Below are 23,487 nucleotides of genomic sequence, written 5' to 3' on the forward strand. Positions count from 1 at the left end.
CGACCCATGTCGAAGATCAAGCCCGCCAAGGGCGCCCCGTACGCCCGCATCCTGGGCGTGGGCGGCTACCGGCCCACCCGCGTGGTGCCCAACGAGGTGATCCTCGAGACGATCGACTCGTCGGACGAGTGGATCCGTTCGCGGTCCGGCATCCAGACGCGGCACTGGGCGAACGACGAGGAGACCGTCGCCGCCATGTCGATCGAGGCGTCCGGCAAGGCGATCGCGGACGCCGGGATCACCGCCGCGCAGGTCGGCGCGGTGATCGTGTCCACCGTCACGCACTTCAAGCAGACCCCGGCCGTCGCCACCGAGATCGCCGACAAGCTCGGCACGAACAAGGCCGCCGCCTTCGACATCTCGGCGGGCTGCGCCGGCTTCGGCTACGGCCTCACCCTCGCCAAGGGCATGATCGTCGAGGGCTCCGCCGAGTACGTCCTCGTCATCGGCGTGGAGCGGCTGAGCGACCTCACCGACCTGGAGGACCGCGCGACGGCCTTCCTGTTCGGCGACGGCGCCGGCGCGGTCGTCGTGGGTCCGTCGAACGAGCCGGCGATCGGCCCCACCATCTGGGGCTCCGAGGGCGACAAGGCCGAGACCATCAAGCAGACCGTCCCGTGGACGGACTACCGCGAGGGCGGGGTCGAGCGGTTCCCCGCGATCACGCAGGAGGGCCAGGCGGTGTTCCGCTGGGCCGTCTTCGAGATGGCGAAGGTCGCCCAGCAGGCGCTGGACGCCGCCGGGGTCGCCGCCGCCGACCTCGATGTCTTCATCCCGCACCAGGCCAACGAGCGGATCATCGACTCGATGGTGAAGACCCTGAAGCTGCCGGAGTCGGTCACGGTCGCCCGTGACGTCCGCACCACCGGCAACACCTCGGCCGCCTCGATCCCGCTCGCGATGGAGCGGCTCCTGGCGACCGGCGAGGCGAAGAGCGGCGACACCGCGCTCGTCATCGGATTCGGGGCGGGTCTCGTCTACGCAGCGTCGGTCGTTACCCTCCCCTAGGCACTCCGTGCCGGATCACGCGATCCGCTGCGGAACCCACCGCCACACCATCTGGATAGAAAACGAAGGAGCGCCAACATGGCCGCCACTCAGGAAGAGATCGTCGCCGGTCTCGCCGACATCGTGAACGAGATCGCCGGCATCCCGGTTGAGGACGTCCAGCTGGACAAGTCCTTCACCGACGACCTGGACGTCGACTCGCTGTCCATGGTCGAGGTCGTCGTCGCCGCCGAGGAGCGCTTCGACGTCAAGATCCCCGACGAGGACGTCAAGAACCTCAAGACGGTCGGCGACGCGACCGAGTACATCCTCAAGCACCAGGCCTGATCCTCAAGGCTCGTTGCCTGCCCCGCCACCCGGCGGTGGCGCCGCTGAATCCACCGATCTGGAGAAAGAATTCCCGTGAGCCCGACCAATCGCACCGTGGTCGTCACCGGTATCGGCGCAACCACACCGCTGGGTGGCGACGCAGCCTCCACCTGGGAGGGCCTGGTCGCCGGGCGCTCCGGCGTCAAGCCCCTCGAACAGGACTGGGCCGCCGACCAGGCGGTCCGGATCGCCGCGCCGGTGGCCGTGGAGCCCACCGAGGTCCTCCCCCGGCCGCAGGCCCGCAAGCTGGACCGGTCGGCGCAGTTCGCGCTGGTCGCCGCCAAGGAGGCGTGGGCCGACGCGGGCTTCACCGGCAAGGCCGGCGAGGACTCGTCCGTCGACCCCGACCGGCTGGGCGCCGTCATCGCCTCCGGCATCGGCGGTGTGACGACCCTGCTGGACCAGTACGACGTGCTGAAGGAGAAGGGCGTCCGCCGCGTCTCCCCGCACACCGTCCCCATGCTCATGCCGAACGGCCCGTCGGCCAACGTCGGTCTGGCCGTGAACGCCCGTGCGGGCGTCCACACGCCGGTCTCCGCGTGCGCGTCCGGCGCCGAGGCCATCGGCTACGCCATCGAGATGATCCGCACCGGCCGTGCCGACGTGGTGATCGCCGGTGGCACCGAGGCCGCCATCCACCCGCTGCCGATCGCCGCGTTCGGCAACATGATGGCGATGTCCAAGAACAATGACGACCCGCAGGGCGCGTCCCGGCCGTACGACGTCGCCCGGGACGGCTTCGTCCTCGGCGAGGGCGCCGGCGTGATCGTCCTGGAGTCCGCCGAGCACGCCGCACGGCGCGGGGCCCGGGTGTACGCCGAGGCGGTCGGGCAGGGTATCTCCGCCGACAGCCACGACATCGTGCAGCCGGAGCCGGAGGGCCGCGGCATCGCGCACGCCCTGCAGAACCTGCTGGAGCGGACGGACCTCGAACCGGCCGAGATCATGCACGTCAACGCGCACGCGACGTCGACGCCGGCCGGTGACGTGGCCGAGCTGAAGGCGCTGCGGAAGGTGTTCGGCGACGAGGCCGACCACTTCGCGGTGTCCGCCACCAAGTCGATGACCGGTCACCTGCTCGGCGGCGCCGGCGGTGTCGAGTCGGTCGCGACCGTCCTCGCGCTGTACCACCGGGTGGCGCCGCCCACCATCAACGTGGACAACCTCGACCCCGAGGCCGAGGCGAACGCGGACATCGTCCGCGGTGAGGCCCGCAAGCTGCCCGTCGAGGGCCGTATCGCGGCCCTGAACGACTCCTTCGGGTTCGGTGGGCACAACGTGGTGCTGGCGTTCCGGACGGTGTGACTCCGTCAGGTGTGAGAGCGGCCCGCTCCCTTCGGGGGGCGGGCCGTTCGCCGTCCGGGGCACCGCCGCCCCGGTGTCGCTCAGACGACCTGGTGGAGCCAGCGGACCGGGGCGCCCTCGCCCGCGTAGCGGAAGGGCTCGAGCTCGTCGTCCCAGGGCTTGCCGAGGAGTCTGGCGATCTCCGCCTCCAGGTCCGTCTCGCCGCGCTGGGAGCGCAGGAGTGCGGCGCGCAGCCGGTCCTCGGGGATGAGGATGTCACCGTGGATGCCGGTGACGGCGTGGAAGATGCCGAGGTCGGGGGTGCAGCTGTAGCGCTCGCCCTCGGCGGTGGGACAGGGTTCCGCGGTGACCTCGAAGCGCAGCAGGTGCCAGCCGCGCAGGGCCGACGCCAGTTTCGAGGCCGTGCCCGCCTCGCCCTGCCAGGAGAACTCCGAGCGCCAGGTGCCGGGGGCGGCGGGCTGCCGGATCCAGTCGAGGTTGACGCGTGTGCCGAGCACCCCGGCGACGGCCCACTCGACGTGCGGGCACAGCGCGCGCGGCGCGGAGTGCACGTACAGAACTCCACGTGTCGTCACCGGGACCTCCGGGCTGAGCGGGACAGGGTGCGGACGGGCGGGCGGTGGTGGCCGGGCAGGCCACGTTGATGGCGAGGCTACCGTGCGGCGGGGCAAGGAGTGTGACGTACCGTCGGTCGTTGTAGCGGGAAACCTCCGCCATTCACCCGGCAGGACGCCTGTGCGGGTGTGACCCGTCGCATGAGGTGCGCCGGGAACCCCGGGGCGCTGTCATGGGTTGGGGAACATGAGACGACAGCACGGCCGGCAAGGGAGGGACCAGCATGCGGAACCTGCGGAAGCGACGCCACCGCGCGCGGGCCGTCCTCGCGGGCGTGACCGCGGCGGCGGTCGTCGGGGTCGCCGGCTGTGACGCCGCGGGCGGCGACCGGCCGGGCCCGTCCGGCAGCCAGGCCCGCCGGGCGTCGCCCTCGCCGGCCCCGGCGTGGGACACCAGCCCGCGGTCGGTCGCGGCCGTCGGCGACTCGATCACCCGTGGCTTCGACGCCTGCACGGTCCTGTCGGACTGCCCGGAGGCGTCCTGGGCGACGGGCAGCAGCCCGGAGGTCGGCAGTCTCGCGGTACGGCTGCTGGGGCGGAAGCGGGCGGCCTCGCACAGCTGGAACTACGCGGTGACCGGGGCGCGGATGGCGGACCTGCCCGGGCAGATGGCGCGGGCGGCGGCCCGCGGGCCGGAGCTGGTGACGGTGATGGCGGGCGCGAACGACGCCTGCCGGGCGTCGGCGCGGGCGATGACCCCGGTGGCCGACTTCCGGGCCGATTTCACCGAGGCGCTGCGCACCCTGCGGCGGACCGCGCCCAAGGCGCAGGTGTACGTGGCGAGCGTGCCCGATCTGATGCGGCTGTGGTCCCAGGGCCGGACCAGTGAGCTGGGCAAGCGGGTGTGGGAGCTGGGCATCTGCCCGTCGATGCTGGACGACGCGGACGCCGTGGACGCGGCGGCGCGGTCGCGGCGCTCGGCGGTGCAGAAGCGGGTGGAGGCGTACAACGAGGTGCTGGGCGAGGTGTGCGCGAAGGACCGGTACTGCCGTTTCGACGGCGGGGCGGTGTACGCGTACCGGTTCGGGGTGGCGCAGCTGAGCCCGTGGGACTGGTTCCACCCGAGCGTGGACGGGCAGGCGCGGCTCGCGGAGATCGCCTATCGCACGGTGACGGCCCCGCGGGCGCCGTAGGTGACGGCTCGTCTAGGGTTCCGCCCATGAGCGAACACTTCGGCACACTTCCGGACGGCACGCCGGTGTACCGCTGGACCCTGGAGCGGGGCGGCGTGCGGGTGCGGATCCTCTCCTACGGCGGGATCGTGCAGTCGGTGGAGGTGCCCGGGCGGGACGGCCGGACGGCGGACGTCGTCCTGGGGTTCGAGGAGCTGACGGACTATCTGGACAACCCTGGTCCGTTCCTGGGCGCGCTCATCGGCCGCTACGCCAACCGGATCGCGGGCGGCCGGTTCGAGCTGGACGGGCTGACGTACGCGCTGGCGCGCACCGACGGGCCGAACACGCTGCACGGCGGTGAGCGCGGCTTCGACCGGCGGGTGTGGGAGGGCACGCCGGTGCCGGACGGGGTGCGGCTGAGCCGGGTCAGCCCGCACGGCGAGGAGGGGTTCCCGGGGCGGCTCGCGGTGGCGGTGACGTACACGCTGGACGCGGACGGCGCGCTGCGGATCGGGTACGAGGCGGTGACGGACGCGCCGACCGTGGTGAACCTGACGAACCACAGCTACTTCAACCTCGCCGGCGCCGGGTCGGGTCCCGCGGGCGGACACGAGCTGCGGATCGCCGCTGCGCGGTACACGCCGGTCGACGAGGACCTGATCCCGACGGGGATCGCCGAGGTGGCCGGGACCCGGTTCGACTTCCGCGAGGCGCGGCCGGCGGGCACCGGGTACGACCACAACTTCGTGCTGGACAAGGGGGTCACGGCGGCGGCCGAGGAGGTCGCCGAGCTGTACGACCCGGGGTCCGGGCGGGTGCTGACGGTGGCGACCACCGAGCCGGGCCTCCAGCTGTACACCGCGGACCACCTGAGCGGTCCGCTCTCCCCCGGCGCGGGCATCGCGCTGGAGACCCAGCACTTCCCGGACTCGCCGAACCGGCCGGAGTTCCCGGGCACGGTGCTGCGGCCGGGCGAGGTGTTCCGCTCCGAGACCGTGTACGGCTTCTCGGTGCGCCGCTGACCGGACGAGCCCCGGCCCGGGGTCAGGTCCCGGGCCGGGGCTGCTCGGCAGGACGAGTCGTCCCGCTTCCGACGGTAACCGCCGCGAGGATCCCACGGCCGGTGATCGCGCGTCCGGCCGGAACTTCGTACGAACCCTTCACAAACGGACACGATGTGGTCATCTCGTCCCAGATCTCGAACACCCGTGGGGCGACCTGACGATGCCGGGTGCGCGGTGACCGCGTAGACGCCGTGCGCCGCGGGGAGGCTTCCGCCGTCCCGCACCACGCTCCGACGGCGACGGAAGGACCGATCCGCCTTGATACCCCTGTCACCGCGCGTCCCCGTATCCGCTCTGCTCGGCCTGGCCCTCGCGGCCGGCCTCGCGGCGCCCGCCACCGCCTCCCCCGCCTCCCCCGCCGGCACCGGTACCGCCGTGACGGTCGAGGAGCGGCGGCTGGACCAGGCGGTACCGCAGGAGATCCTGCGCCGCTCCGGATTCGGCGACGCCGCTCCCCGGCTCGCCGAGGCCCTCGACGCGGCCCGCTCCTACGCCCGGGCCCGCGCCGTCGTCGTGCGTGAGGGAACGGCGCTGTGGCGGCGGGCGGTCGACCGCGCGCAGGGCCGGGGCCCGGCGGCCGGGGACCTGAGCCGGGACGACGACCGGCCGCTGTACTGGGCGCGGCTGGGGATGGTCCGGGAAGTGCGGGGCTGGCAGCCGCGGTTCGCCCTGCCGGAGGCGCGGCGCGAGGCGCTGCTGGACGCGCTGGAGCGGGCCTCGCGGGGGCAGACCGACCTCCGGTTCCCGCACGGCGGCCGGACCGGCGAGGGCGTCCGGCGGGTCCTGGTCACCGGGTTCGACCCGTTCACGCTGGACCGGGACATCCGGATCTCCAACCCGTCCGGGGCCGCCGCGCTCGCCCTGGACGGCACGGTGATCGAGACCGCCGCGGGTCCGGCGCGGATCGAGACCGCGGTGTTCCCGGTGCGCTGGCGGGACTTCACGCGGGGGACGGTCGAACGGGCCCTCGGGCCGCAGCTCCCGAAGGCCGACCTGTTCGCGACGGTGAGCCAGGGCCGGGTCGGCCGGTTCGACATCGAGCGCACCAACGGGGCCTGGCGCGGCGGGTTCCCCGACAACGAGAACACCGGCCGCACCGGGACGATCCCGGTCGAGGAGCCCGCGACGCAGCCGCAGTGGACGTCGACGACCCTGCCGTACCGGGAGATCGTGGCGGCGGAGACCGGCCGCTTCCCCGTCCACGACAACACGTCCGTGACGGAGGTCCCGGCGGGCGGCACCGAGCCGGTCGTACGGTCGGACGGGCCGACGCCGGGCTCGGCGGCGCGGGCCGGGGGCGGCGGCGACTACCTGTCCAACGAGATCGCCTACCGGGCGACGCTGCTGCGGGACCGCCTGGGGCTGCACGGCACCCTGCCCGGCGGCCATGTGCACACGCCCGTGCTCCAGTTCGGCGCCGCGAACACCACGGAGGTCACCGACCCCGAGTTCGTCCGCAACCGGCTGGACATCGTCGCCCAGGTGCGGGCGATCGTGAGCGCCGCGGTCAGTGCGACGGGGCGAACGCGAGGCTGACGCCGAGGCCGGCCAGCACCGAGCCGATCACCTTGTTGAGGACCTTCTGCGCGCGCAGCATCAGCGTGCGCATCCGGTCCTGGGAGAAGAACACGGCGACGACGGCGAACCACAGCAGGTGGGCGAGGGACATGAACAGTCCGTAGCCCGCCTGCTGGTGGACCGGCGTGTCCGGGCCGACGACCTGGGCGAAGGTCGAGACGACGAACAGGGTCGTCTTGGGATTGAGGACGTTGGTGAGGAAACCGGCGCGCAGCGCGGCCGACGGGGTCAGGCCGCTCCCGGCGTCCAGGTCGACGCGCACCTCGGCGCGGGCGCGGAAGGTGCGGACGCCGACGAAGACGAGGTAGGCGGCGCCGGCCAGCTTGACGACCGTGAACAGGAAGGCGGAGGAGGCGATCAGCAGGCCCACGCCGAGCATGGTGTAGGTGACGTGCACCAGGACGCCCGCGGCGACGCCGAGGGCGCCCAGCAGGCCGGTGCGGCGGCCGTGCAGATAGCTGTTGCGGACGATCATCGCGAAGTCGGCGCCGGGGGCGATCACCGCGAGGACGGTGATGGTGGCCACGGCGAGCATCTCGGTCATGAGGCGGCGTCCTCCGGCTGCCGCTCGGCGGCGCTCCCGGCGCTCTCCTCCCCGCACAGGTCGCGGGCGAGCAGGGTGGCGCCCGCGACCGCGCCCGGCATCAGGAAGACCGCCACGAAGGGCACGAGGAAGGCCACGGCGAGGGGGGTGCCGAAGCCCCAGATCAGGGTCTTGCGGGAGCGGAGCAGGGCGAGGCGGTCGCGCAGGGCGACATCGCGGCGCTGGAGCGCGACGGCGGTCAGTTCCTCGGTGAGGAAGAAGCCGGTGACGAAGAAGCCGAGCACGGGCACGACCGTCTGCCCGGCGACCGGGACGAACCCGAGCGCGAACAGCAGCACGCCCCACAGGGCGGCGCGGACGACGATGCGCAGGCTGTCCCGCCCGGAGATCCACAGTTCCCGCCACAGCGGCAGGTTCGACTCGGGCGCGGTGCCGTCCGGGGAGACGTCCCGGTCCACCGACTCCGACAGGCTCTCGTAGAAGGGCTGGCCGATCAGCAGGGTGACGGCGGTGAAGGTGACGACGGCCAGCAGCAGGGACAGCGCGAAGAGCACGGCGGTCAGCAGTCCGCGGAACAGGCCGGCCCACGGGCTGGACCAGTCGTCGGCGAAGGGGGTCGCCCAGGCGACGAGGTCCTCGCCCCACAGGGCGAGCGCGGTGAGCGCGGCGGCGTACAGCACCAGGGTGATCAGCCCGGGCAGCAGCCCGAATCCGTACCGCCTGCCGTGCCGGGCCACCCAGCGCTGGCCCTTGATCAGATAGCCGAAGCCCACCCCGAGATCGCGCATGGCCGCACTCTATCGGGTGGTGACGCGGCCCTTGCCGACGCCGGATCCCCCCGGGCGGAGCGGACCGCGCACGCGGCCTTCACCGGCCTCGGCGCCGGGGTGCGCGCCGAGCGGTCGTACGCGGCCGGGCGGCCCTGGGCGGCCGGCGGACCCGATGCGGTGCTCTTCGGCACGGGATGCCTCTTCCGTGATCACCTCGGGGGAGAATTCCGCCACGCCGGCCGGGCACGGCCGACCACGGGAAGCAGCGGGTGGAGGAGAGCGGATGACACAGGAGATCCACGGCACGGTCGCCGACGGCTTCGAGGGCGTACGGGAGGAGTTCGCCGCGTTCGCCGCCCGCGAGCGCCGGGAGCGGCCCGACTACGAGGGGCAGCTGTGCGCCTATGTGCACGGCCGCCGGGTCGTCGACCTGTGGACGGGTCCGGACGTCACCGCCGAGTCGCTGTACGGCGTCTTCTCCTGCACCAAGGGCGCCGCGCACCTGGTCGCCGCCCTCCTGGTGCAGGACGGCACGCTGGAGCCGGACCGGAAGGTGACGTACTACTGGCCGGAGTTCGGCGCCGAGGGCAAGGGCGAGGTGACCCTGCGCGACCTGCTCGCGCACCGGGCGGGCCTGATCGGGCTGGACGCCGGGTTCACCCAGGAGGAGCTGGCCGACGACCGGGTGATCGCCGAACGGCTCGCGGACCAGCGGCCGTTCTGGCGGCCGGGCACCGCGTTCGGCTACCACGCGCTGGTGATCGGCGCGCTCACCGGCGAGGTGGTGCGGCGGGCCACCGGCCGCACCCTCCAGGAGGTGTACGAGGACCGGGTGCGCGCCCCCTACGGTCTCGACTTCCACCTGGGCCTGCCGGAGTCCGAGGAGCCCCGCTTCAGGAGCGTGCAGCCGATGGCGCCGACACCCGAGCAGCAGGCGGTGCTGGACGGCCTGCCGACGGGGCCGCACACGCTCTCCTCGATCGCGTTCAACACGCACGCGCCGGACGCCGGCGGGCTGGTGGACCACGCCAACACGCGGCTGGTGCGGGCCAAGGGCCCGGCGTCCGCGGGCGGGGTCGCCTCGGCGCGCGGGCTGGCCGGGATGTACGCGGCGGCGATCAGCACGGTGGACGGGCGTCCGCCGCTGCTGAAACCGGACACGATCGCCGAGGTGGGCCAGCTCCACTCGGTGGGGTACGACCTGGTGGCCCGCGCGCACAAGGCGTTCGGGCTCGGCTTCCAGGCGACCGCCGAGAACTGGTACCCGTTCCTGGGCGCCGGGGCGTTCGGGCACAGCGGCGCGGGCGGCGCGCAGGCGTTCGCCGACCCGCGCAGCGGACTGGCGTACGGCTACACCCGGCGCCGGAGCGCGTTCCCGGGCGGGGCGGCGCCGGAGAACGCGGGGTTCGTGCGGGCGGTGCACAGGGCGGCACTGGCGCTCTGAGGGTGCGCCCCCGGCGGGCCGTCGCCGGGGCGGGCATGGCGGACGCCGCACCCCACGTCCAGGGGTGCGGCCTCCGCCGTGTGCAACGACGCCGTCAGCCGAGGGTCACGGTGATGTTGCCGCGGGTCGCCTTCGAGTACGGGCAGACCTCGTGCGCCTTCTTGACCAGGCTCGCGGCGGTCTCGGCGTCGACGTTCGGGATGTTCGCGGAGATCTCCACGATCAGGCCGAAGCCCTCGTCGTTCTTGCCGATGCCGACCTTCGCGGTGACGGTCGAGCCGCTGATGTCGGCGTTCTCCTGGCGGGCCACGACGCCCAGGGCACCCTGGAAGCAGGCGCTGTAGCCGGCGGCGAACAGCTGCTCCGGGTTGGTGCCGGCGCCGCTGCCGCCCATCTCGACGGGCGGGTTGACGACGACGTCGAGCTTGCCGTCGTCGGTGGCGACCCGGCCGTCGCGGCCGTTCTCGGCGGTGGCGACGGCGGTGTACAGGACGTCCGACTGCTGAATGGACATGCGGTGGTCTTCCTCCTCGGTCCGCCGCGACTCGCGCCCACGATCGCCGACGGCTTTCGGAAAGAAGTTACCGCATACCGGAATGCGACAGAAGGGCCGCCGGGCGTCAGAGCTTGACGATCATCTTCCCGGTGTTGTCGCCGCGCAGGACGCCGAGGAACGCCTCCAGGTTGTTCTCGATGCCCTCGACGACCGTCTCGCGGTACTTCAGCGCGCCCGAGGCGACCCAGGGGCCGACCTCCTGGACGAACTGCGGCTGGAGGTCGTAGTGGTCGCCGACCAGGAAGCCCTCGATCCGGCCGCGGGTCTGGATCAGCCGGGCAAGGTTCTTCGGGCCCGGGGCGGGCTCGGTGTTGTTGTAGACGGAGATCATGCCGCAGACCGCGATCCGGCCGCCCTCGTTGAGCGACCCGATCGCGGCCTCCAGGTGGTCGCCGCCCACGTTGTCGAAGTAGACGTCGATGCCGTCGGGCGCCGCCGCGCGCAGCTGCTCGCCCACCGGGCCGTCCTTGTAGTTGAAGGCCGCGTCGAAGCCGTACTCCTCGACCAGCAGCTTCACCTTCTCCTCGGAGCCGGCCGAGCCGATCACCCGCGAGGCGCCCTTGAGCCTGGCGATCTGGCCCACCTGGCTGCCCACGGCACCCGCGGCGCCGGACACGAACACGGCGTCGCCCTCCTTGAAGGACGCGGTGCGCAGCAGACCGGCGTAGGCGGTCAGGCCGGTCATGCCGAGGACGCCGAGGTACGTCGACAGGGGCGCCGCGTCCGGGTCCACCTTGACGGCGTGCTGGGCGCTCACGGCGGCGTACTCGCGCCAGCCGAGGAAGTGCAGCACATGGTCGCCGGGCTCGAAGCCCTCGGCGTCGGAGGCGACGACCTCGCCGACGGCCCCGCCCTGCATGACCTTGCCCAGCTCGAAGGGGGCGACGTACGACTTGGCGGCGCTCATCCGGCCGCGCATGTACGGGTCCACGGAGAGGTACAGGTTCCGCACCAGCACCTGGCCCTCGCGCGGGGTCGGGACCTCCGCCTCGACCAGGGCGAAGTCCTCGGGCTTGGGCCAGCCGACCGGACGGCTGAGCAGGTGCCATTCACGGTTGACGGCGGGGAGCGTGGGGGCGTCGGACATGGAACCCGGACCTTTCGGAAAGCCTCAGCACGAATCTTTCAGTACCTGAAACAACCATGCTCCTGAATATTTCAGGATGTCAAGCAACGCCCGTTACTCTGGTTGTCATGGCCGCACCCTCCGACCGTCCCGCCCGCCGACCCGACGACCTGACCCTGGAAGTCGTCGACCTGATCGGCGCGGTCGTGGCGCGCTACCACGAGGAGTTCGAGGAGGCCGCCGCCGGGCACGCCCTCACCGGCGCCCAGGCGAAGCTCCTCACCCTGCTTTCCCTCGGCCCGCTGCCCATGCGCAAGCTGGCCCGGAAACTGCGGTGCGAGCCGTCCAACGTCACCGGCATCGTCGACCGCCTGGAATCCCGCGGCCTCGTCGAACGCCGCCCCGACCCCGCCGACCGCCGCGTGAAGGTGGCCGCGCCGACGGAGGAGGGACGCCGGGTCGCCCGCAGCCTGCGCGACTCGCTCCGCTTCGCCCGCGAGCCGCTGGCGGCGCTCAGCGAGGAGGAACGGCTCGCGCTGCGGGACCTGCTGCGGCAGATGGTGGGGCCGGAGCCGGAGTCCGGCACGGTGTGACGCCGCCCGGCGTCAGGTGCACCACCACAGGAACCGGTCGCACGTCTGCGACGGCGAGGGATCCGGCGCCGGAGCCGACGTGGCCGGGTCCGAGCTGGGCGTGGGGGCCGGCTCCTCGGCCGGCGGGGCCTGCGTGGTGGCGGGCGCGGTGCCGTCCTGCGGGGCGCCGGCGGACGCCGTCTGGGGCGCCCGGGTGAGACTCGCCCCGTCCGTCGGCCCGGCCGACTCCCCGCCCGCCGAGGGGGACGGGGACGCCGAGCCGGACGGGGAGGCCGACGCCGTGCCCGATGCCGTGCCCGTGGGGGCCGCCGGGGCCGCGGGGTCGGCGAGCGGGTCCGCCGCCCCGCCCTCCTCCTCGGACGGCTCCGAGACCCCGCCGTCCGCCGAGGCGTCGCCGGCCGCGGCGGGGGCCGGGGCCGAGCCGGAGGCGTCCATCCCGAGCTCCGCGAGACCGAGAGCGCCCGCGGCCAGCACGAAGGCCGCGCCGATCAGCAGCGCGCGACGGCGGCGCCGCCGGTGGGCGGCGGCCTTCCGGTCACGGCGGCTCTCGTCGCCGCGGCCACGCGGACCCGGGGTGCCGTCCGGCCCCTCGGCTCCTTCGGCTCCCTCGCCGCTCCGCCGCCCACGCCGGGCGGCGGCCCGGCCGGCGTACGCGCCGGGCTCGGGTGCACCGCCGGGTTCGCCCGTGCCGCCGGTTCCGGGTTCGCCGGCGGGTCCGGGCCCGCTCCCGTGCCCCGGTCCGCCGCCGGGACGGGGGCCGGAGCCGGCCGCGCCACCGGGCGCCGCGTACCCGCCGTCCGTGGATTCCGGGGCGTACGCGCCGGGCGCGGGCTCCGGGGCGTACGCGCTGGGCGGGTGGGTGCCGCCGGGCAGGTGGTCCGCTCCCCGGTGCGGGTCCCCGGGTCCGAGTGGCGCCGCGGGGAGGTGTTCGGCCGGCGTGCCGCAGCCCGGGCAGGCGAGGGCGCCGTTCAGGTGCCGTCGGCACGGGTGGCAGTAGTCCATGACGCGGGAAGATTAGGTTCCGGGTCGGTAACGTGCCTAGCCGTGGCTGTGAATGTTCTGTAGGGAACTCCCGGGCCGGGCCCGCGGAGGCGAGGACACCTCAGGCATCCCTCCCCCATCGCCCGAAAGCGGCTTTCGGTGCGGACTTTCGAAAGTGCCGAAACCGTTATCCGTTCGACCCATTGACACCCCCGCCGCCCCCTCCTTACTGTCACGCCAGCATTTCGAACGTGTGACGAAATTTCGAACAATCCGAACGTTCACGAGGGGCAACTGCCGTGCGCATCACCGGAATCAGCACACACGTGGTCGGGACGCCGTGGCGCAACCTGACCTACGTACAGGTGCACACCGACGAGGGCATCACCGGAGTCGGCGAGACCCGGATGCTGGGACACACCGACGCCCTCCTCGGCTACCTGAAGGAAGCCGAGGTCAACCACATTCTCGGCTCGGACCCGTTCGCCGTCGAGGACCTCGTGAAGAGGATGAAGTACGGCGACTACGGCCGGGCCGGCGAGATCGTGATGTCCGGTATCGCCGTCGTGGAGATGGCCTGCTGGGACATCAAGGGCAAGGCGCTGGGCGTGCCCGTGTGGCAGCTGCTCGGCGGCAAGGTGACCGACAGGGTCAAGGCGTACGCCAACGGCTGGTACACCACCGAGCGCACCCCCGAGGCCTACCACAAGGCCGCCCAGGGGGTCATGGAGCGCGGGTACAAGGCGCTGAAGATCGACCCCTTCGGCACCGGCCACTTCGAGCTGGACCACCAGGAGACGCTGTACGCGGTCTCCCTGATCGAGGCCGTCCGGGACGCGATCGGCCCGGACGCCGAGCTGATGCTGGAGATGCACGGCCGGTTCTCGCCCGCCACCGCCGTACGGCTGGCCAGGGAGCTGGCGCCGTTCAAGCCGGCCTGGCTGGAGGAACCGTGCCCGCCGGAGAACCTGAAGGCGCTGGAGAAGGTGGCCGCGAAGGTGGACATCCCGGTCGCCACGGGTGAGCGGATCCACGACCGGATCGAGTTCCGCGAGCTGTTCGACAACCAGGCCGTGGACATCATCCAGCCGGACGTCGGCCACATCGGCGGCATCTGGGAGACGCGGAAGCTGGCGGCGACGGCCGAGACCCACTACATGCTGGTCGCGCCGCACAACGTGGGCGGGTCGGTGCTCACCGCCGCGTCCCTCCAGGTCGGCTTCACCTCGCCGAACTTCAAGATCCTGGAGCACTTCAACGACTTCGCCGACGCGGAGATCAAGAAGGTGGTCAAGGGCGCGCCCCAGGTGGTCGACGGGTACTTCCACCTCTCCGACGCCCCCGGCCTGGGTGTGGAGCTGGACGTGGACGCCGCCGCCGAGTTCCCGCAGCAGCGGGCGCACTTCGACCTGTGGGCCGAAGGCTGGGAGAAGCGGGCCCCGAAGGACGCCCGGTGAGCACGGCCGTCGTCGTCGACTCCCCCGGCAGCCACCGGCTGGTGGAGCACACGCCGCGCCGCCCGGAGGCCGGGGAGGCGCTGGTGCGGGTGCACGCCGTGGGGATCTGCGGCAGCGACCGGGAGGTGTACCAGGGCAACCGGCCCGAGGGGTACGTGCGCTATCCGCTGACCCCGGGCCACGAGTGGTCCGGGACGGTGGAGGCGGTCGGCGCCGGGGTGCCGCGGTCCCTGGTGGGCCGCAAGGTCGTCGGCGAGGGCTTCCGCAACTGCCAGGTGTGCCACCGCTGCCACGCGGGCGAGACCACGCTGTGCACGGACGGGTACGAGGAGACGGGGTTCACCCAGCCCGGCGCGATGGCGGCCACCCTCACCCTGCCGGCCCGGCTGCTGCACGTGCTGCCGCAGGACGCGGACCTGACGGCCGCCGCCCTGCTGGAGCCGGCCGCCTGCATCGCGGCCGCCGCGCTGAAGGCGAACGCCCGGCCGGGCGAGCGGGTCGCGGTGGTCGGCACGGGCACGCTCGGCATGTTCGCGGTGCAGTTCCTGCGGGCCGCCTCGCCGGCGGAGCTGCTGGTGGTGGGCACCCGGCGGGACCGTGAGGAGCTGTCCCGGCGCTTCGGGGCGACCGGCTTCCGCACCAAGGACCAGGAGCTGCCGGACGACGTCGACGTCGTGATCGAGACCGCCGGCTCGGCGGACGCGGCGCGGCTTTCGGCGGGCCTGCTGCGGCGCGGCGGCCGGCTGGTGCTGACGGGCATCCCGGCGCCGGGCGCACAGGGTCTGGACCCGACCGACCTGGTGGTGCGGCAGCTGGAGGTGCACACCGTCTTCGGGGCGCCGCCGGACGCCTGGTCGCACGCGGTGCGGGTGTTCGGGGCGGGACTCCTGGACCCGGTGCCGCTGGTCACGCACGAGCTGCCGCTCGCCGAGTTCTCACGGGCGATCGAGCTGGTGGGGGCCGGCGATCCGAAGGTGGGCAAGGTGCTGCTGCGTCCTTAGCCGCTTCGGCACTCCCCCAGCCGTACGCCGGTACGGGGCCGCCCGAGGGCCCCCGTACCGGCGTGCTTCCGGCCCCGCACGCCTGGAGCCGCGAACCTCGTCCGATATACCGAACACAAAGGACAGCTTGTGACCGACGCTTCCGCCCCGGCAGCCCGTCGACCCGGCGAGCAGGCGCTCGCCTCGCTCGGCCTGGGCGCGCCCGCACTCGACCCCGCCGACGCCTCGCCGCACGCCTTCCCCGGCGGTGGCCGCTGGCGCACCGAGATCCCCTCGTGCGAGGGTCCCGAGGCGCTGGCCGTGGTGCTCAAGGAGGCCTGGCGCCTCGATGTGCCGATCCACCGGATCAGCCAGGGCAGCGGCGTGTGGATGCTGACCGACGCCGAGATCACCGAAATGGTCGAGGCGACCGCCGAACGCGACATCGAACTCTGCCTGTTCACCGGCCCGCGCGGCACGTGGGACATCGGCGGCTCGACCCGCACCGACTCGCGCGGGGCGGGGCTGCGCGCGCGGGGCCACGACGCGGTCGCCGGCTGTGTCGAGGACGCGGTGCGCGCCACCGAACTGGGCGTCAAGTGCCTGCTCGTGGCCGACGAGGGTGTGCTGTGGACGCTGCACCGGGCGCGCGAGGCCGGGATCATCCCCGCCGACACCACGCTGAAAGTTTCGGCGCTGATCGGCCCCGTCAACCCGGCCGCGTACGCGGTGTACGAGCGGCTGGGCGCCGATTCCGTCAACGTGCCCAGCGATCTGACACTGAATCACCTCACCGAGATCCGCCGGGTCTCCGGCGCGCCGATGGACATGTACATCGAGGCACCCGACGATCTCGGCGGTTACGTCCGGATGTACGAGGTCGCGGAGCTGATCCGGCGGGGTGCGCCGCTCTACCTGAAGTTCGGCCTGTCGAAGGCCCCCGGCATCTACCCGTACGGCCACCACCTGCGGGACCTCACCCTGGCCACCGCCAAGGAGCGGGTGCGGCGCGGGCGGCTGGCGCTGGACCTGCTGGCCCGTCACGGGGCGGACGGCGACATGGCCCCGATCGGCTCCCGGCTGCCCGGCCGGCTCCAGCGGTTCGAAACGCATTCATAAATTTTCGGACACGCCCTCTTCACAGAAGAAGACGTAGCCCAACAGAATCCCACACATCCGTTCCGCCCGCCCGCCAGGCCCCTCCCGCACCGACATCGAGGAAGATGACCATGCGCAACCGCAGAGCCGCACTCGCCGCAGCAGCCACCGCCGCCTCCCTGGCCCTCGCCCTGACCGCCTGCGGCCAGAACAGCGAGGGCGGCAGCGAGGAGAGCAAGGGCAGCGGCGAAGACGCCACGATCGGCATCTCCATGCCGACCAAGTCCTCCGAGCGCTGGATCGCCGACGGCAAGAACGTGGTCCAGCACCTGGAGGGCAAGGGCTACAAGACCAAGCTGGTCTACGGGGAGGACGACCCCGACCAGCAGGTCTCCCAGATCGAGAACATGATCACCCAGGGTGTGGACGCCCTGATCATCGCGGCCATCGACAACAAGTCGATGAACAACGTCCTCCAGCAGGCCAAGGACGCCGACATCCCGGTCATCTCCTACGACCGGCTCATCCTCGGCTCCGCGGACGTGGACTACTACGCCTCCTTCGACAACGAGAAGGTCGGCGAGCTCCAGGGCACCTACATCGTCGAGAAGCTCGGACTGAAGGACGGCGGCGCGAAGGGCCCGTTCAACATCGAGCTGTTCGCCGGCTCCAACGACGACAACAACACCCGCTACTTCTTCCAGGGCGCGATGAACGTCCTCCAGCCCTACATCGACAAGAAGCAGCTGGTCGTGCGGTCCGGCCAGACCGAGCTGACCCAGGTGACCACCCTGCGCTGGGACGGCGCCACCGCGCAGCGCCGCATGGACGACATCCTCACCAAGTCGTACAAGAGCGGCAAGGTCGACGCGGTGCTCTCGCCGTACGACGGCATCTCCATCGGCATCCTGTCGGCGCTGAAGTCGGACGGCTACGGCTCCAAGAGCAAGCCGCTGCCGGTGGTCACCGGGCAGGACGCCGAGGTCGCCTCCGTGAAGTCGATCATCGCGGACGAGCAGTCGATGACCGTCTACAAGGACACCCGCGAGCTGGCCAAGGTCGCCTCCAACATGGTCGACGCGCTGCTGAACGACAAGAAGCCCGAGGTCAACGACACCAAGACCTACGACAACGGGGCGAAGGTCGTGCCCGCCTACCTGCTCGACCCGGTCGCCGTCGACAAGGCCAACTACCGGGAGGCCGTCGTCGACTCGGGCTACATCAAGGAATCCGACCTCAAGTAACGCCCGCACCCTAGGGATTGGAAGGCACGACCATGGCGGGACCCGTCCTGGAGATGCGCTCGATCGTCAAGACCTTTCCCGGCGTCAAGGCGCTGTCGGACGTCACACTGACCGTCCGGCAGGGCGAGGTCCACGCCATCTGCGGCGAGAACGGCGCCGGCAAGTCCACCTTGATGAAGGTGCTCTCCGGCGTCCATCCGCACGGCAGCTACGAGGGCGAGATCCTCTTCGAGGGAGAGCCCTGCCGGTTCAAGGACATCCGGGCGAGCGAGCAGCACGGCATCGTGATCATCCACCAGGAACTGGCGCTGGTGCCGTTCCTGTCCATCGCGGAGAACATCTTCCTCGGCAACGAGCACGCCACCCGCGGGCTGATCAACTGGAACGAGACGCTGCGGCACGCCACCGAGCTGCTGCGCCGGGTCGGGCTGACCGACCACCCGGAGACCCGCGTCGCCGACATCGGCGTGGGCAAGCAGCAGCTCGTGGAAATCGCCAAGGCGCTGTCCAAGAAGGTGAAGCTGCTCATCCTCGACGAGCCGACGGCGGCGCTGAACGACGAGGACAGCGACAAGCTCCTCGATCTGATCCTGGAGCTGAAGAACCAGGGCATCACCTCGATCATCATCTCCCACAAGCTGAACGAGATCCGCAAGGTCGCCGACTCGGTGACGATCATCCGGGACGGCCGGTCGATCGAGACGCTCGACGTGAAGGACCCGGGCACCACCGAGGACCGGATCATCAGCGGCATGGTCGGCCGCGACCTGGACCACCGCTTCCCCGAGCGGACCCCGCACCGGCCGGAGGAGGGCACGGCTCCCGCGCTGGAGATCCGGGGCTGGACCGTGCACCACCCGATCGACCAGCAGCGCAAGGTGGTCGACGACGTGTCGATCAACGTGCGGCGCGGGGAGATCGTGGGCATCGCGGGCCTGATGGGCGCCGGCCGCACCGAGCTGGCGATGAGCGTCTTCGGCCGCACCTACGGGCGGTACGCGGCCGGCACGGTCCTCAAGGACGGCCGGGAGATCCGCACGAAGACGGTGGCGGAGGCGGTCGCGAACGGCATCGCGTACGTCACCGAGGACCGCAAGCACTACGGCCTGAACCTGATCGACACCATCAACCGGAACATCTCGCTGACCGCGCTGCGGAAGGTGGCGAAGCGCGGCGTCGTCGACGAGCACGAGGAGCGCCAGGTCGCCGAGCGGTTCCGGAAGTCGATGAACATCAAGGCGCCCACGGTGTTCGAGCCGGTGGGCAAGCTGTCCGGCGGCAACCAGCAGAAGGTCGTCCTCAGCAAGTGGATCTTCGCCGGTCCGGACGTGCTGATCCTGGACGAGCCGACGCGCGGCATCGACGTCGGTGCCAAGTACGAGATCTACACGGTCATCGACAAGCTGGCCGCCGAGGGCAAGGCGGTCGTCTTCATCTCCTCCGAGCTGCCCGAACTGCTCGGCATGTGCGACCGGATCTACACGATGGCCGCCGGGCGGCTGACGGGTGAGTTCTCGCGGGCCGAGGCCTCGCAGGAATCGCTGATGCGCCAGATGACGAAGGACAAAGAGGTAACCCGATGAGCACGGATGTGACCGCCAAGAGCCCGGCCCCGGCGCCGCCGGGCGGCACCGGATCGGCGTCGGGCGGGGGCCTGCTCCACCTGGTGCTGGACGGCCTGCGACGCAACATGCGCCAGTACGGCATGCTGCTCGCCCTCGGTCTGATCGTGGCGCTGTTCGCCGTGTGGACCGACGGCGACCTGCTGCTGCCGCGCAACGTCTCCAACCTGGTCCTGCAGAACAGCTACATCCTGATCCTCGCGATCGGCATGATGCTCGTCATCATCGCGGGCCACATCGACCTGTCGGTCGGCTCGCTGACGGCGTTCGTGGGCGCGTTCGCGGCCGTGCTGACCGTGCAGCACGACATCGCCTGGCCGGTGGCCGTCGTGCTGTGCCTGCTGGCGGGCGCGGTCGCGGGCGCGGCGCAGGGGTTCTTCATCGCGTATCTCGGCATACCGTCGTTCATCGTCACCCTGGCCGGGATGCTGGTCTTCCGCGGCGTCACGGAGATCCTGCTGGAGGGGCAGACCCTCGGCCCGTTCCCGGACGGCCTGCAGAAGATGGGCAACGGCTTCCTCCCCGAGGTCGGCCCCGAGACCAACTACCACAACATCACGCTGCTGCTGGGCTTCGTCCTGATCGCCTTCGTGGTCCTCCAGGAGCTGCGCGACCGCAAGCGCCAGCAGGAGTTCTCGCTGGACGTGGTCCCGCTGAACCTGTTTCTGCTGAAGCTGGTCGCCATCGCCGCCGCCCTGCTCACGGTCACCCTGCTGCTCGCCAGCTACAAGGGCGCGCCGATCGTCCTGCTGATCCTGGGCGCGCTGGTGGTCGGCTACGGCTACCTCATGCGCAACTCCGTCTTCGGCCGGCACATCTACGCGATCGGCGGCAACCTGCCCGCGGCGAAGCTGTCCGGGGTGAAGGACCGGAAGGTCACCTTCCTGGTCTTCCTGAACATGGGCGTGCTCGCGGCCCTGGCCGGTCTGGCGATCGCCGCCCGGCTGAACGCGGCGTCCCCGAAGGCCGGCCTGAACTACGAACTCGAGGCGATCGCCTCGGCGTTCATCGGCGGCGCGTCCATGAGCGGCGGTGTCGGCACCGTGCTCGGCGCGATCATCGGCGGTCTGGTCCTCGGCGTGCTGAACAACGGCATGAACCTCCTGAGCGTCGGCACCGACTGGCAGCAGGTCATCAAGGGGCTCGCCCTGCTGGCCGCCGTCGGGTTCGACGTGTGGAACAAGCGCAAGTCCGGTTCGTAAGTCAGCCGGGGCCCCGCCGGGCGGCGGGGCCCCCTCCTCACCCGGGAGCCGCACTACACATGGACATGAGCAGACGTACCGTCATCGCCGGGGCGGCCGCCGCCGGTGTCACCGCCGCGCTCAGCGGCACCGCCCACGCCACGGGAGGCATCAAGCCGGTGAAGGAACTCTTCGGCAGGCTCGCCGACGGCACCGAGGTGTACCGCTGGTCGCTGGAGAACGGCGGCACGCGGATGAAGGTCCTGTCCTACGGCGGGATCGTCCAGTCCCTGGAGCTGCCGGACCGCCGCGGCAGGTACGCGAACGTCTCCCTGGGCTTCGGGACCATCGAGGACTACGTGTCCTCCAGCCCGTACTTCGGCGCGCTGATCGGCCGCTACGGCAACCGCATCGACCGGGGACGCTTCACCCTGGACGGCACGACGTACCAGCTCTCCGTCAACGACGGCGACCACAGCCTGCACGGCGGCGCGCAGGGCTTCGACAAGCGGGTGTGGGACGTGCAGCCGTTCCGTCGGGGCTCCGACGTCGGACTGCGCCTGCGCCACACCAGCGCCGACGGCGAGATGGGCTACCCCGGCACCCTGAAGGCCGAGGTGACGTACACGCTCACCCGGTCCGGCGACTGGCGCATCGACTACGAGGCCACCACCGACAAGCCGACGGTCTGCAACCTCACCAGCCACGTCTACTTCAACCTCGCGGGCGAGGGCAGCGGCACCGTCTACGACCACGAGCTGTCCATCGCCGCCTCCCGCTACACCCCGGTCGACGCGGGCCTGATCCCCACCGGCGAGCTGGCGAAGGTGGCGGGCACCCCCTTCGACTTCCGCCGTACCAAAACCGTCGGCGAGGACATCCGGGACGCCCACCAGCAGCTGCTGTACGGCAAGGGCATCGACCACAACTGGGTCCTGGACAAGGGCATCACGGCCCGCCCCGAGCACGTCGCCACGCTGCGCGACCCGCGCTCCGGCCGCACCATGAAGATCGCGACGACCGAGCCGGGCCTGCAGTTCTACTCCGGCAACTTCCTCGACGGCACCCTCGTCGGCAGCGGCGGCCGGATCTACCGCCAGGGCGACGCGCTCTGCCTGGAGACCCAGCACTTCCCGGACTCGCCCAACCAGCCGTCGTTCCCGTCGACGGTGCTGCGCCCGGGGCAGACGTACCGCTCGACGACGGTGCACTCGTTCGGCGCGTGACCGCGGCCGCCCTCCGGCGGTGCGGCAACCCACGTCGGCACCAACGGAGTTGAACGGCGTCCCGCACGCCTCCGTATGTAAGGGCGGCCCGTGCTCCCCCGCGCGGGCCACCCACAGCACGGAGGTCCCCTTGCCTGACAACGTCACCTCGCTGTTCCGCAGCGGCGCCGCGCACAGCCCGTCGATGGCGGCGCTGACGCGGCAGGTCGGCGCGGACGGGGCCGGGCCGGTGGACTTCTGCATCCCCTGCAACCCGTACTTCCCCACCCCCGCGATGTTCGACGACATGGCGGCCAGGCTCCGGGACATCCTCACGTACTACCCGAGCGGCGCGGACACGATCACCGCCGAACTGTGCGACCTGCTCCAGCTCCCGCCGAGCTGCGTGGCCATGGGCAACGGCTCCACGGAGCTGATCACCTGGATCGACCACCTGCTCGTCCGGGAGTCCCTGGCCGTGCCCGTCCCCACCTTCGGCCGCTGGACCGACCAGCCCATGGAGACCGGCAAGCGGGTCGACATGTTCCCGCTCCAGGAGTCGGGCGGCTTCGCCCTCGACCTCGCGCAGTACGCCGACTTCGTCCGCACGCGCGGGACGCGGGCCGTCGTCCTGTGCAACCCGAACAACCCCGACGGCGGTTACGTGCCGCGGCACGCGGTCACGCAGTTCCTGGACGCGATGGCCGACCGGGACCTGGTCGTCGTCGACGAGTCCTTCCTGGAGTTCTGCGACGCCGAGAGCGAACCCAGCGTGGTCCAGGAGGCGATGCTGCGCCCCAATGTGATCGTGCTGCGCAGCCTCGGCAAGAACTTCGGCCTGCACGGCATACGGTTCGGCTACCTGGTCGCCAACCCGGCGCTGGCCGGCAAGGTCCGCGCCATGCTGCCGAAGTGGAACATCAACTCCTTCGCGGAGCACGTGGTGTTCATGCTGCGCGAGCACGGCGCGGAGTACGCGCGGAGCCTCCAGCAGGTTCGCCGCGACCGGCTGGAGATGTCCGGCAGGCTGTCCGCCCTCCCCGGGCTGACGGTGTACCCCTCACAGGGCAACTTCCTCTTCGTGCGCCTCCCCGTCGGCGCGGAGGGGACGGTGGTCCGGGACCGGCTGCTCACCGAGCACCGGATCCTGGTCCGCGAGTGCGGCAACAAGATCGGTTCGTCCAGCCGCTTCCTGCGGCTCGTGGTGCGCCCCCAGGTCGACGTGCGTCGCCTGGTGTCCGGCCTGGAACAGGTGCTCTACGGGACCAGGAGGGAAGCCGCCGTGCCCGAGCTGGGCAACGGGACCAGCTACAGCTCGGGCACGGCGGCGGTTGACCGGCTGGTCGGCGCCACCAACGGGACGGGGATGCACGGACTGACCGCGGGGCTGAACGCCGGGCCGGGCGTACCGCTGCCGCCGGTCCAGAGCCCTCCGCCGCCTCGGCCGCAGCCCCAGCCGCTCCCGCAGGAGCCCGCGGCCCCCCAGCCGCTGCCCGTGCCCGCCCCGGTCCCGGCGCCCGCCCCGGCGGCGGCCGTCGCCGCCGGCCCCACCCCGCCCGGCGTCCCCGCCCGCGGCGGCCTCACCGCCGCCCAGGTACGCGGCACCGACGGTCTGACCCCGGCCCCGGCGACGGGCTGGCCCGCCCCGGGGGCCGCCCCGGGCGGCTGGCCCAGCGCGGTCTGACCCCCGCGC

The 23,487-nt window shown here is 72.0% G+C and carries 22 protein-coding genes; 16 read left to right on the forward strand and 6 right to left on the reverse strand.

Annotation, left to right across the window (positions count from 1 at the left end):
- Positions 1-6 precede the first annotated feature (6 nt).
- The 3 genes from SGLAU_RS10815 to fabF all read left to right on the forward strand — a co-directional run bounded on the left by SGLAU_RS10815 (position 7) and on the right by fabF (position 2,682).
- Positions 7-1,008 carry a ketoacyl-ACP synthase III gene (locus tag SGLAU_RS10815; protein ID WP_043500561.1) on the forward strand — a complete coding sequence of 334 codons (1,002 nt, stop codon included), beginning with the start codon at positions 7-9 and terminating at the stop codon, positions 1,006-1,008.
- 78 nt (positions 1,009-1,086) lie between these two features.
- Positions 1,087-1,335: an acyl carrier protein gene (locus SGLAU_RS10820; RefSeq protein WP_043500565.1), complete on the forward strand. Its 249-nt coding sequence runs from the start codon at positions 1,087-1,089 to the stop codon at positions 1,333-1,335.
- Between the two features lie 75 nt (positions 1,336-1,410).
- Positions 1,411-2,682: a beta-ketoacyl-ACP synthase II gene (gene fabF, locus SGLAU_RS10825; RefSeq protein WP_043500566.1), complete on the forward strand. Its 1,272-nt coding sequence runs from the start codon at positions 1,411-1,413 to the stop codon at positions 2,680-2,682.
- Positions 2,683-2,762: 80 nt separating this feature from the next.
- On the opposite strand, the gene SGLAU_RS10830 is transcribed toward fabF, so the two are convergent.
- Positions 2,763-3,257, reverse strand: a complete 495-nt coding sequence (locus tag SGLAU_RS10830; protein WP_043500570.1) for a DUF3145 domain-containing protein — start codon at positions 3,255-3,257, stop codon at positions 2,763-2,765.
- 263 nt (positions 3,258-3,520) lie between these two features.
- Here SGLAU_RS10830 and SGLAU_RS10835 point away from each other — a divergent pair, with 263 nt between their 5' ends.
- From SGLAU_RS10835 to SGLAU_RS10845, 3 genes are all read left to right on the forward strand, one after another.
- Positions 3,521-4,429, forward strand: a complete 909-nt coding sequence (locus tag SGLAU_RS10835) for an SGNH/GDSL hydrolase family protein (RefSeq protein ID WP_078957673.1) — start codon at positions 3,521-3,523, stop codon at positions 4,427-4,429.
- Between the two features lie 26 nt (positions 4,430-4,455).
- Positions 4,456-5,433, forward strand: a complete 978-nt coding sequence (locus SGLAU_RS10840; protein WP_043500573.1) for an aldose epimerase family protein — start codon at positions 4,456-4,458, stop codon at positions 5,431-5,433.
- 303 nt (positions 5,434-5,736) lie between these two features.
- A complete protein-coding gene (locus tag SGLAU_RS10845) occupies positions 5,737-7,011 on the forward strand; it encodes a pyroglutamyl peptidase (protein ID WP_208868984.1) in 1,275 nt (424 codons plus the stop codon).
- On the opposite strand, the gene SGLAU_RS10850 is transcribed toward SGLAU_RS10845, so the two are convergent.
- Together SGLAU_RS10850 and SGLAU_RS10855 are read right to left on the reverse strand one after the other, a co-directional pair.
- Positions 6,983-7,597, reverse strand: a complete 615-nt coding sequence (locus SGLAU_RS10850; protein ID WP_043500575.1) for a LysE family translocator — start codon at positions 7,595-7,597, stop codon at positions 6,983-6,985. The genes SGLAU_RS10845 and SGLAU_RS10850 overlap by 29 nt on opposite strands.
- Positions 7,594-8,385 (reverse strand): EI24 domain-containing protein, encoded by a 792-nt coding sequence (locus tag SGLAU_RS10855; protein WP_043500578.1) that lies wholly within the window; start codon positions 8,383-8,385, stop codon positions 7,594-7,596. The genes SGLAU_RS10850 and SGLAU_RS10855 overlap by 4 nt, the downstream gene beginning before the upstream one ends.
- A 265-nt stretch (positions 8,386-8,650) precedes the next feature.
- Between SGLAU_RS10855 and SGLAU_RS10860 the strand changes: the two genes are divergently transcribed.
- A complete protein-coding gene (locus SGLAU_RS10860) occupies positions 8,651-9,811 on the forward strand; it encodes an EstA family serine hydrolase (protein WP_043500580.1) in 1,161 nt (386 codons plus the stop codon).
- Positions 9,812-9,905: 94 nt separating this feature from the next.
- Here SGLAU_RS10860 and SGLAU_RS10865 read toward each other — a convergent pair whose 3' ends face one another.
- Both SGLAU_RS10865 and SGLAU_RS10870 read right to left on the reverse strand, forming a co-directional pair.
- Positions 9,906-10,325, reverse strand: a complete 420-nt coding sequence (locus SGLAU_RS10865; protein ID WP_043500583.1) for an organic hydroperoxide resistance protein — start codon at positions 10,323-10,325, stop codon at positions 9,906-9,908.
- 106 nt (positions 10,326-10,431) lie between these two features.
- Positions 10,432-11,454 (reverse strand): NADP-dependent oxidoreductase, encoded by a 1,023-nt coding sequence (locus SGLAU_RS10870; RefSeq protein ID WP_043500585.1) that lies wholly within the window; start codon positions 11,452-11,454, stop codon positions 10,432-10,434.
- A 107-nt stretch (positions 11,455-11,561) separates the two neighbouring features.
- Between SGLAU_RS10870 and SGLAU_RS10875 the strand changes: the two genes are divergently transcribed.
- A complete protein-coding gene (locus SGLAU_RS10875; protein WP_043500586.1) occupies positions 11,562-12,026 on the forward strand; it encodes a MarR family winged helix-turn-helix transcriptional regulator in 465 nt (154 codons plus the stop codon).
- Positions 12,027-12,038: 12 nt separating this feature from the next.
- Here SGLAU_RS10875 and SGLAU_RS10880 read toward each other — a convergent pair whose 3' ends face one another.
- Positions 12,039-13,028, reverse strand: coding sequence for a hypothetical protein (locus SGLAU_RS10880; protein WP_043500588.1), 990 nt, complete (start codon positions 13,026-13,028; stop codon positions 12,039-12,041).
- 278 nt (positions 13,029-13,306) lie between these two features.
- Here SGLAU_RS10880 and SGLAU_RS10885 point away from each other — a divergent pair, with 278 nt between their 5' ends.
- The 8 genes from SGLAU_RS10885 (at position 13,307) to SGLAU_RS10920 (ending at position 23,478) form a co-directional block, all read left to right on the forward strand.
- Positions 13,307-14,464 (forward strand): mandelate racemase/muconate lactonizing enzyme family protein, encoded by a 1,158-nt coding sequence (locus tag SGLAU_RS10885; RefSeq protein WP_043500589.1) that lies wholly within the window; start codon positions 13,307-13,309, stop codon positions 14,462-14,464.
- Positions 14,461-15,465 (forward strand): zinc-dependent alcohol dehydrogenase, encoded by a 1,005-nt coding sequence (locus SGLAU_RS10890; protein ID WP_043500590.1) that lies wholly within the window; start codon positions 14,461-14,463, stop codon positions 15,463-15,465. The genes SGLAU_RS10885 and SGLAU_RS10890 overlap by 4 nt, the downstream gene beginning before the upstream one ends.
- A 129-nt stretch (positions 15,466-15,594) precedes the next feature.
- Entirely contained in the window at positions 15,595-16,563 is a 969-nt protein-coding gene (locus SGLAU_RS10895) for a hypothetical protein (protein ID WP_043500593.1), read from the forward strand.
- Positions 16,564-16,673: 110 nt separating this feature from the next.
- Positions 16,674-17,786 (forward strand): multiple monosaccharide ABC transporter substrate-binding protein, encoded by a 1,113-nt coding sequence (gene chvE, locus SGLAU_RS10900; protein WP_043500594.1) that lies wholly within the window; start codon positions 16,674-16,676, stop codon positions 17,784-17,786.
- Between the two features lie 32 nt (positions 17,787-17,818).
- On the forward strand, positions 17,819-19,369 hold the full coding sequence (gene mmsA, locus SGLAU_RS10905; protein ID WP_043506483.1) for a multiple monosaccharide ABC transporter ATP-binding protein: 1,551 nt from the start codon (positions 17,819-17,821) through the stop codon (positions 19,367-19,369).
- Positions 19,366-20,610, forward strand: coding sequence for a multiple monosaccharide ABC transporter permease (gene mmsB / locus SGLAU_RS10910; RefSeq protein WP_043500596.1), 1,245 nt, complete (start codon positions 19,366-19,368; stop codon positions 20,608-20,610). Before mmsA ends, mmsB begins: the two co-directional genes overlap by 4 nt.
- Positions 20,611-20,669: 59 nt before the next feature.
- The gene (locus SGLAU_RS10915) at positions 20,670-21,815 is read left to right on the forward strand and encodes an aldose epimerase family protein (protein ID WP_043500599.1); all 1,146 of its coding nucleotides are present in this window, start codon (positions 20,670-20,672) and stop codon (positions 21,813-21,815) included.
- Positions 21,816-21,945: 130 nt separating this feature from the next.
- Positions 21,946-23,478 carry a pyridoxal phosphate-dependent aminotransferase gene (locus SGLAU_RS10920; protein ID WP_043500600.1) on the forward strand — a complete coding sequence of 511 codons (1,533 nt, stop codon included), beginning with the start codon at positions 21,946-21,948 and terminating at the stop codon, positions 23,476-23,478.
- The last annotated feature ends 9 nt before the right edge of the window (positions 23,479-23,487 follow it).

Origin of the sequence: Streptomyces glaucescens (assembly GCF_000761215.1) — a bacterium.
Lineage (GTDB): Bacteria > Actinomycetota > Actinomycetes > Streptomycetales > Streptomycetaceae > Streptomyces > Streptomyces glaucescens_B.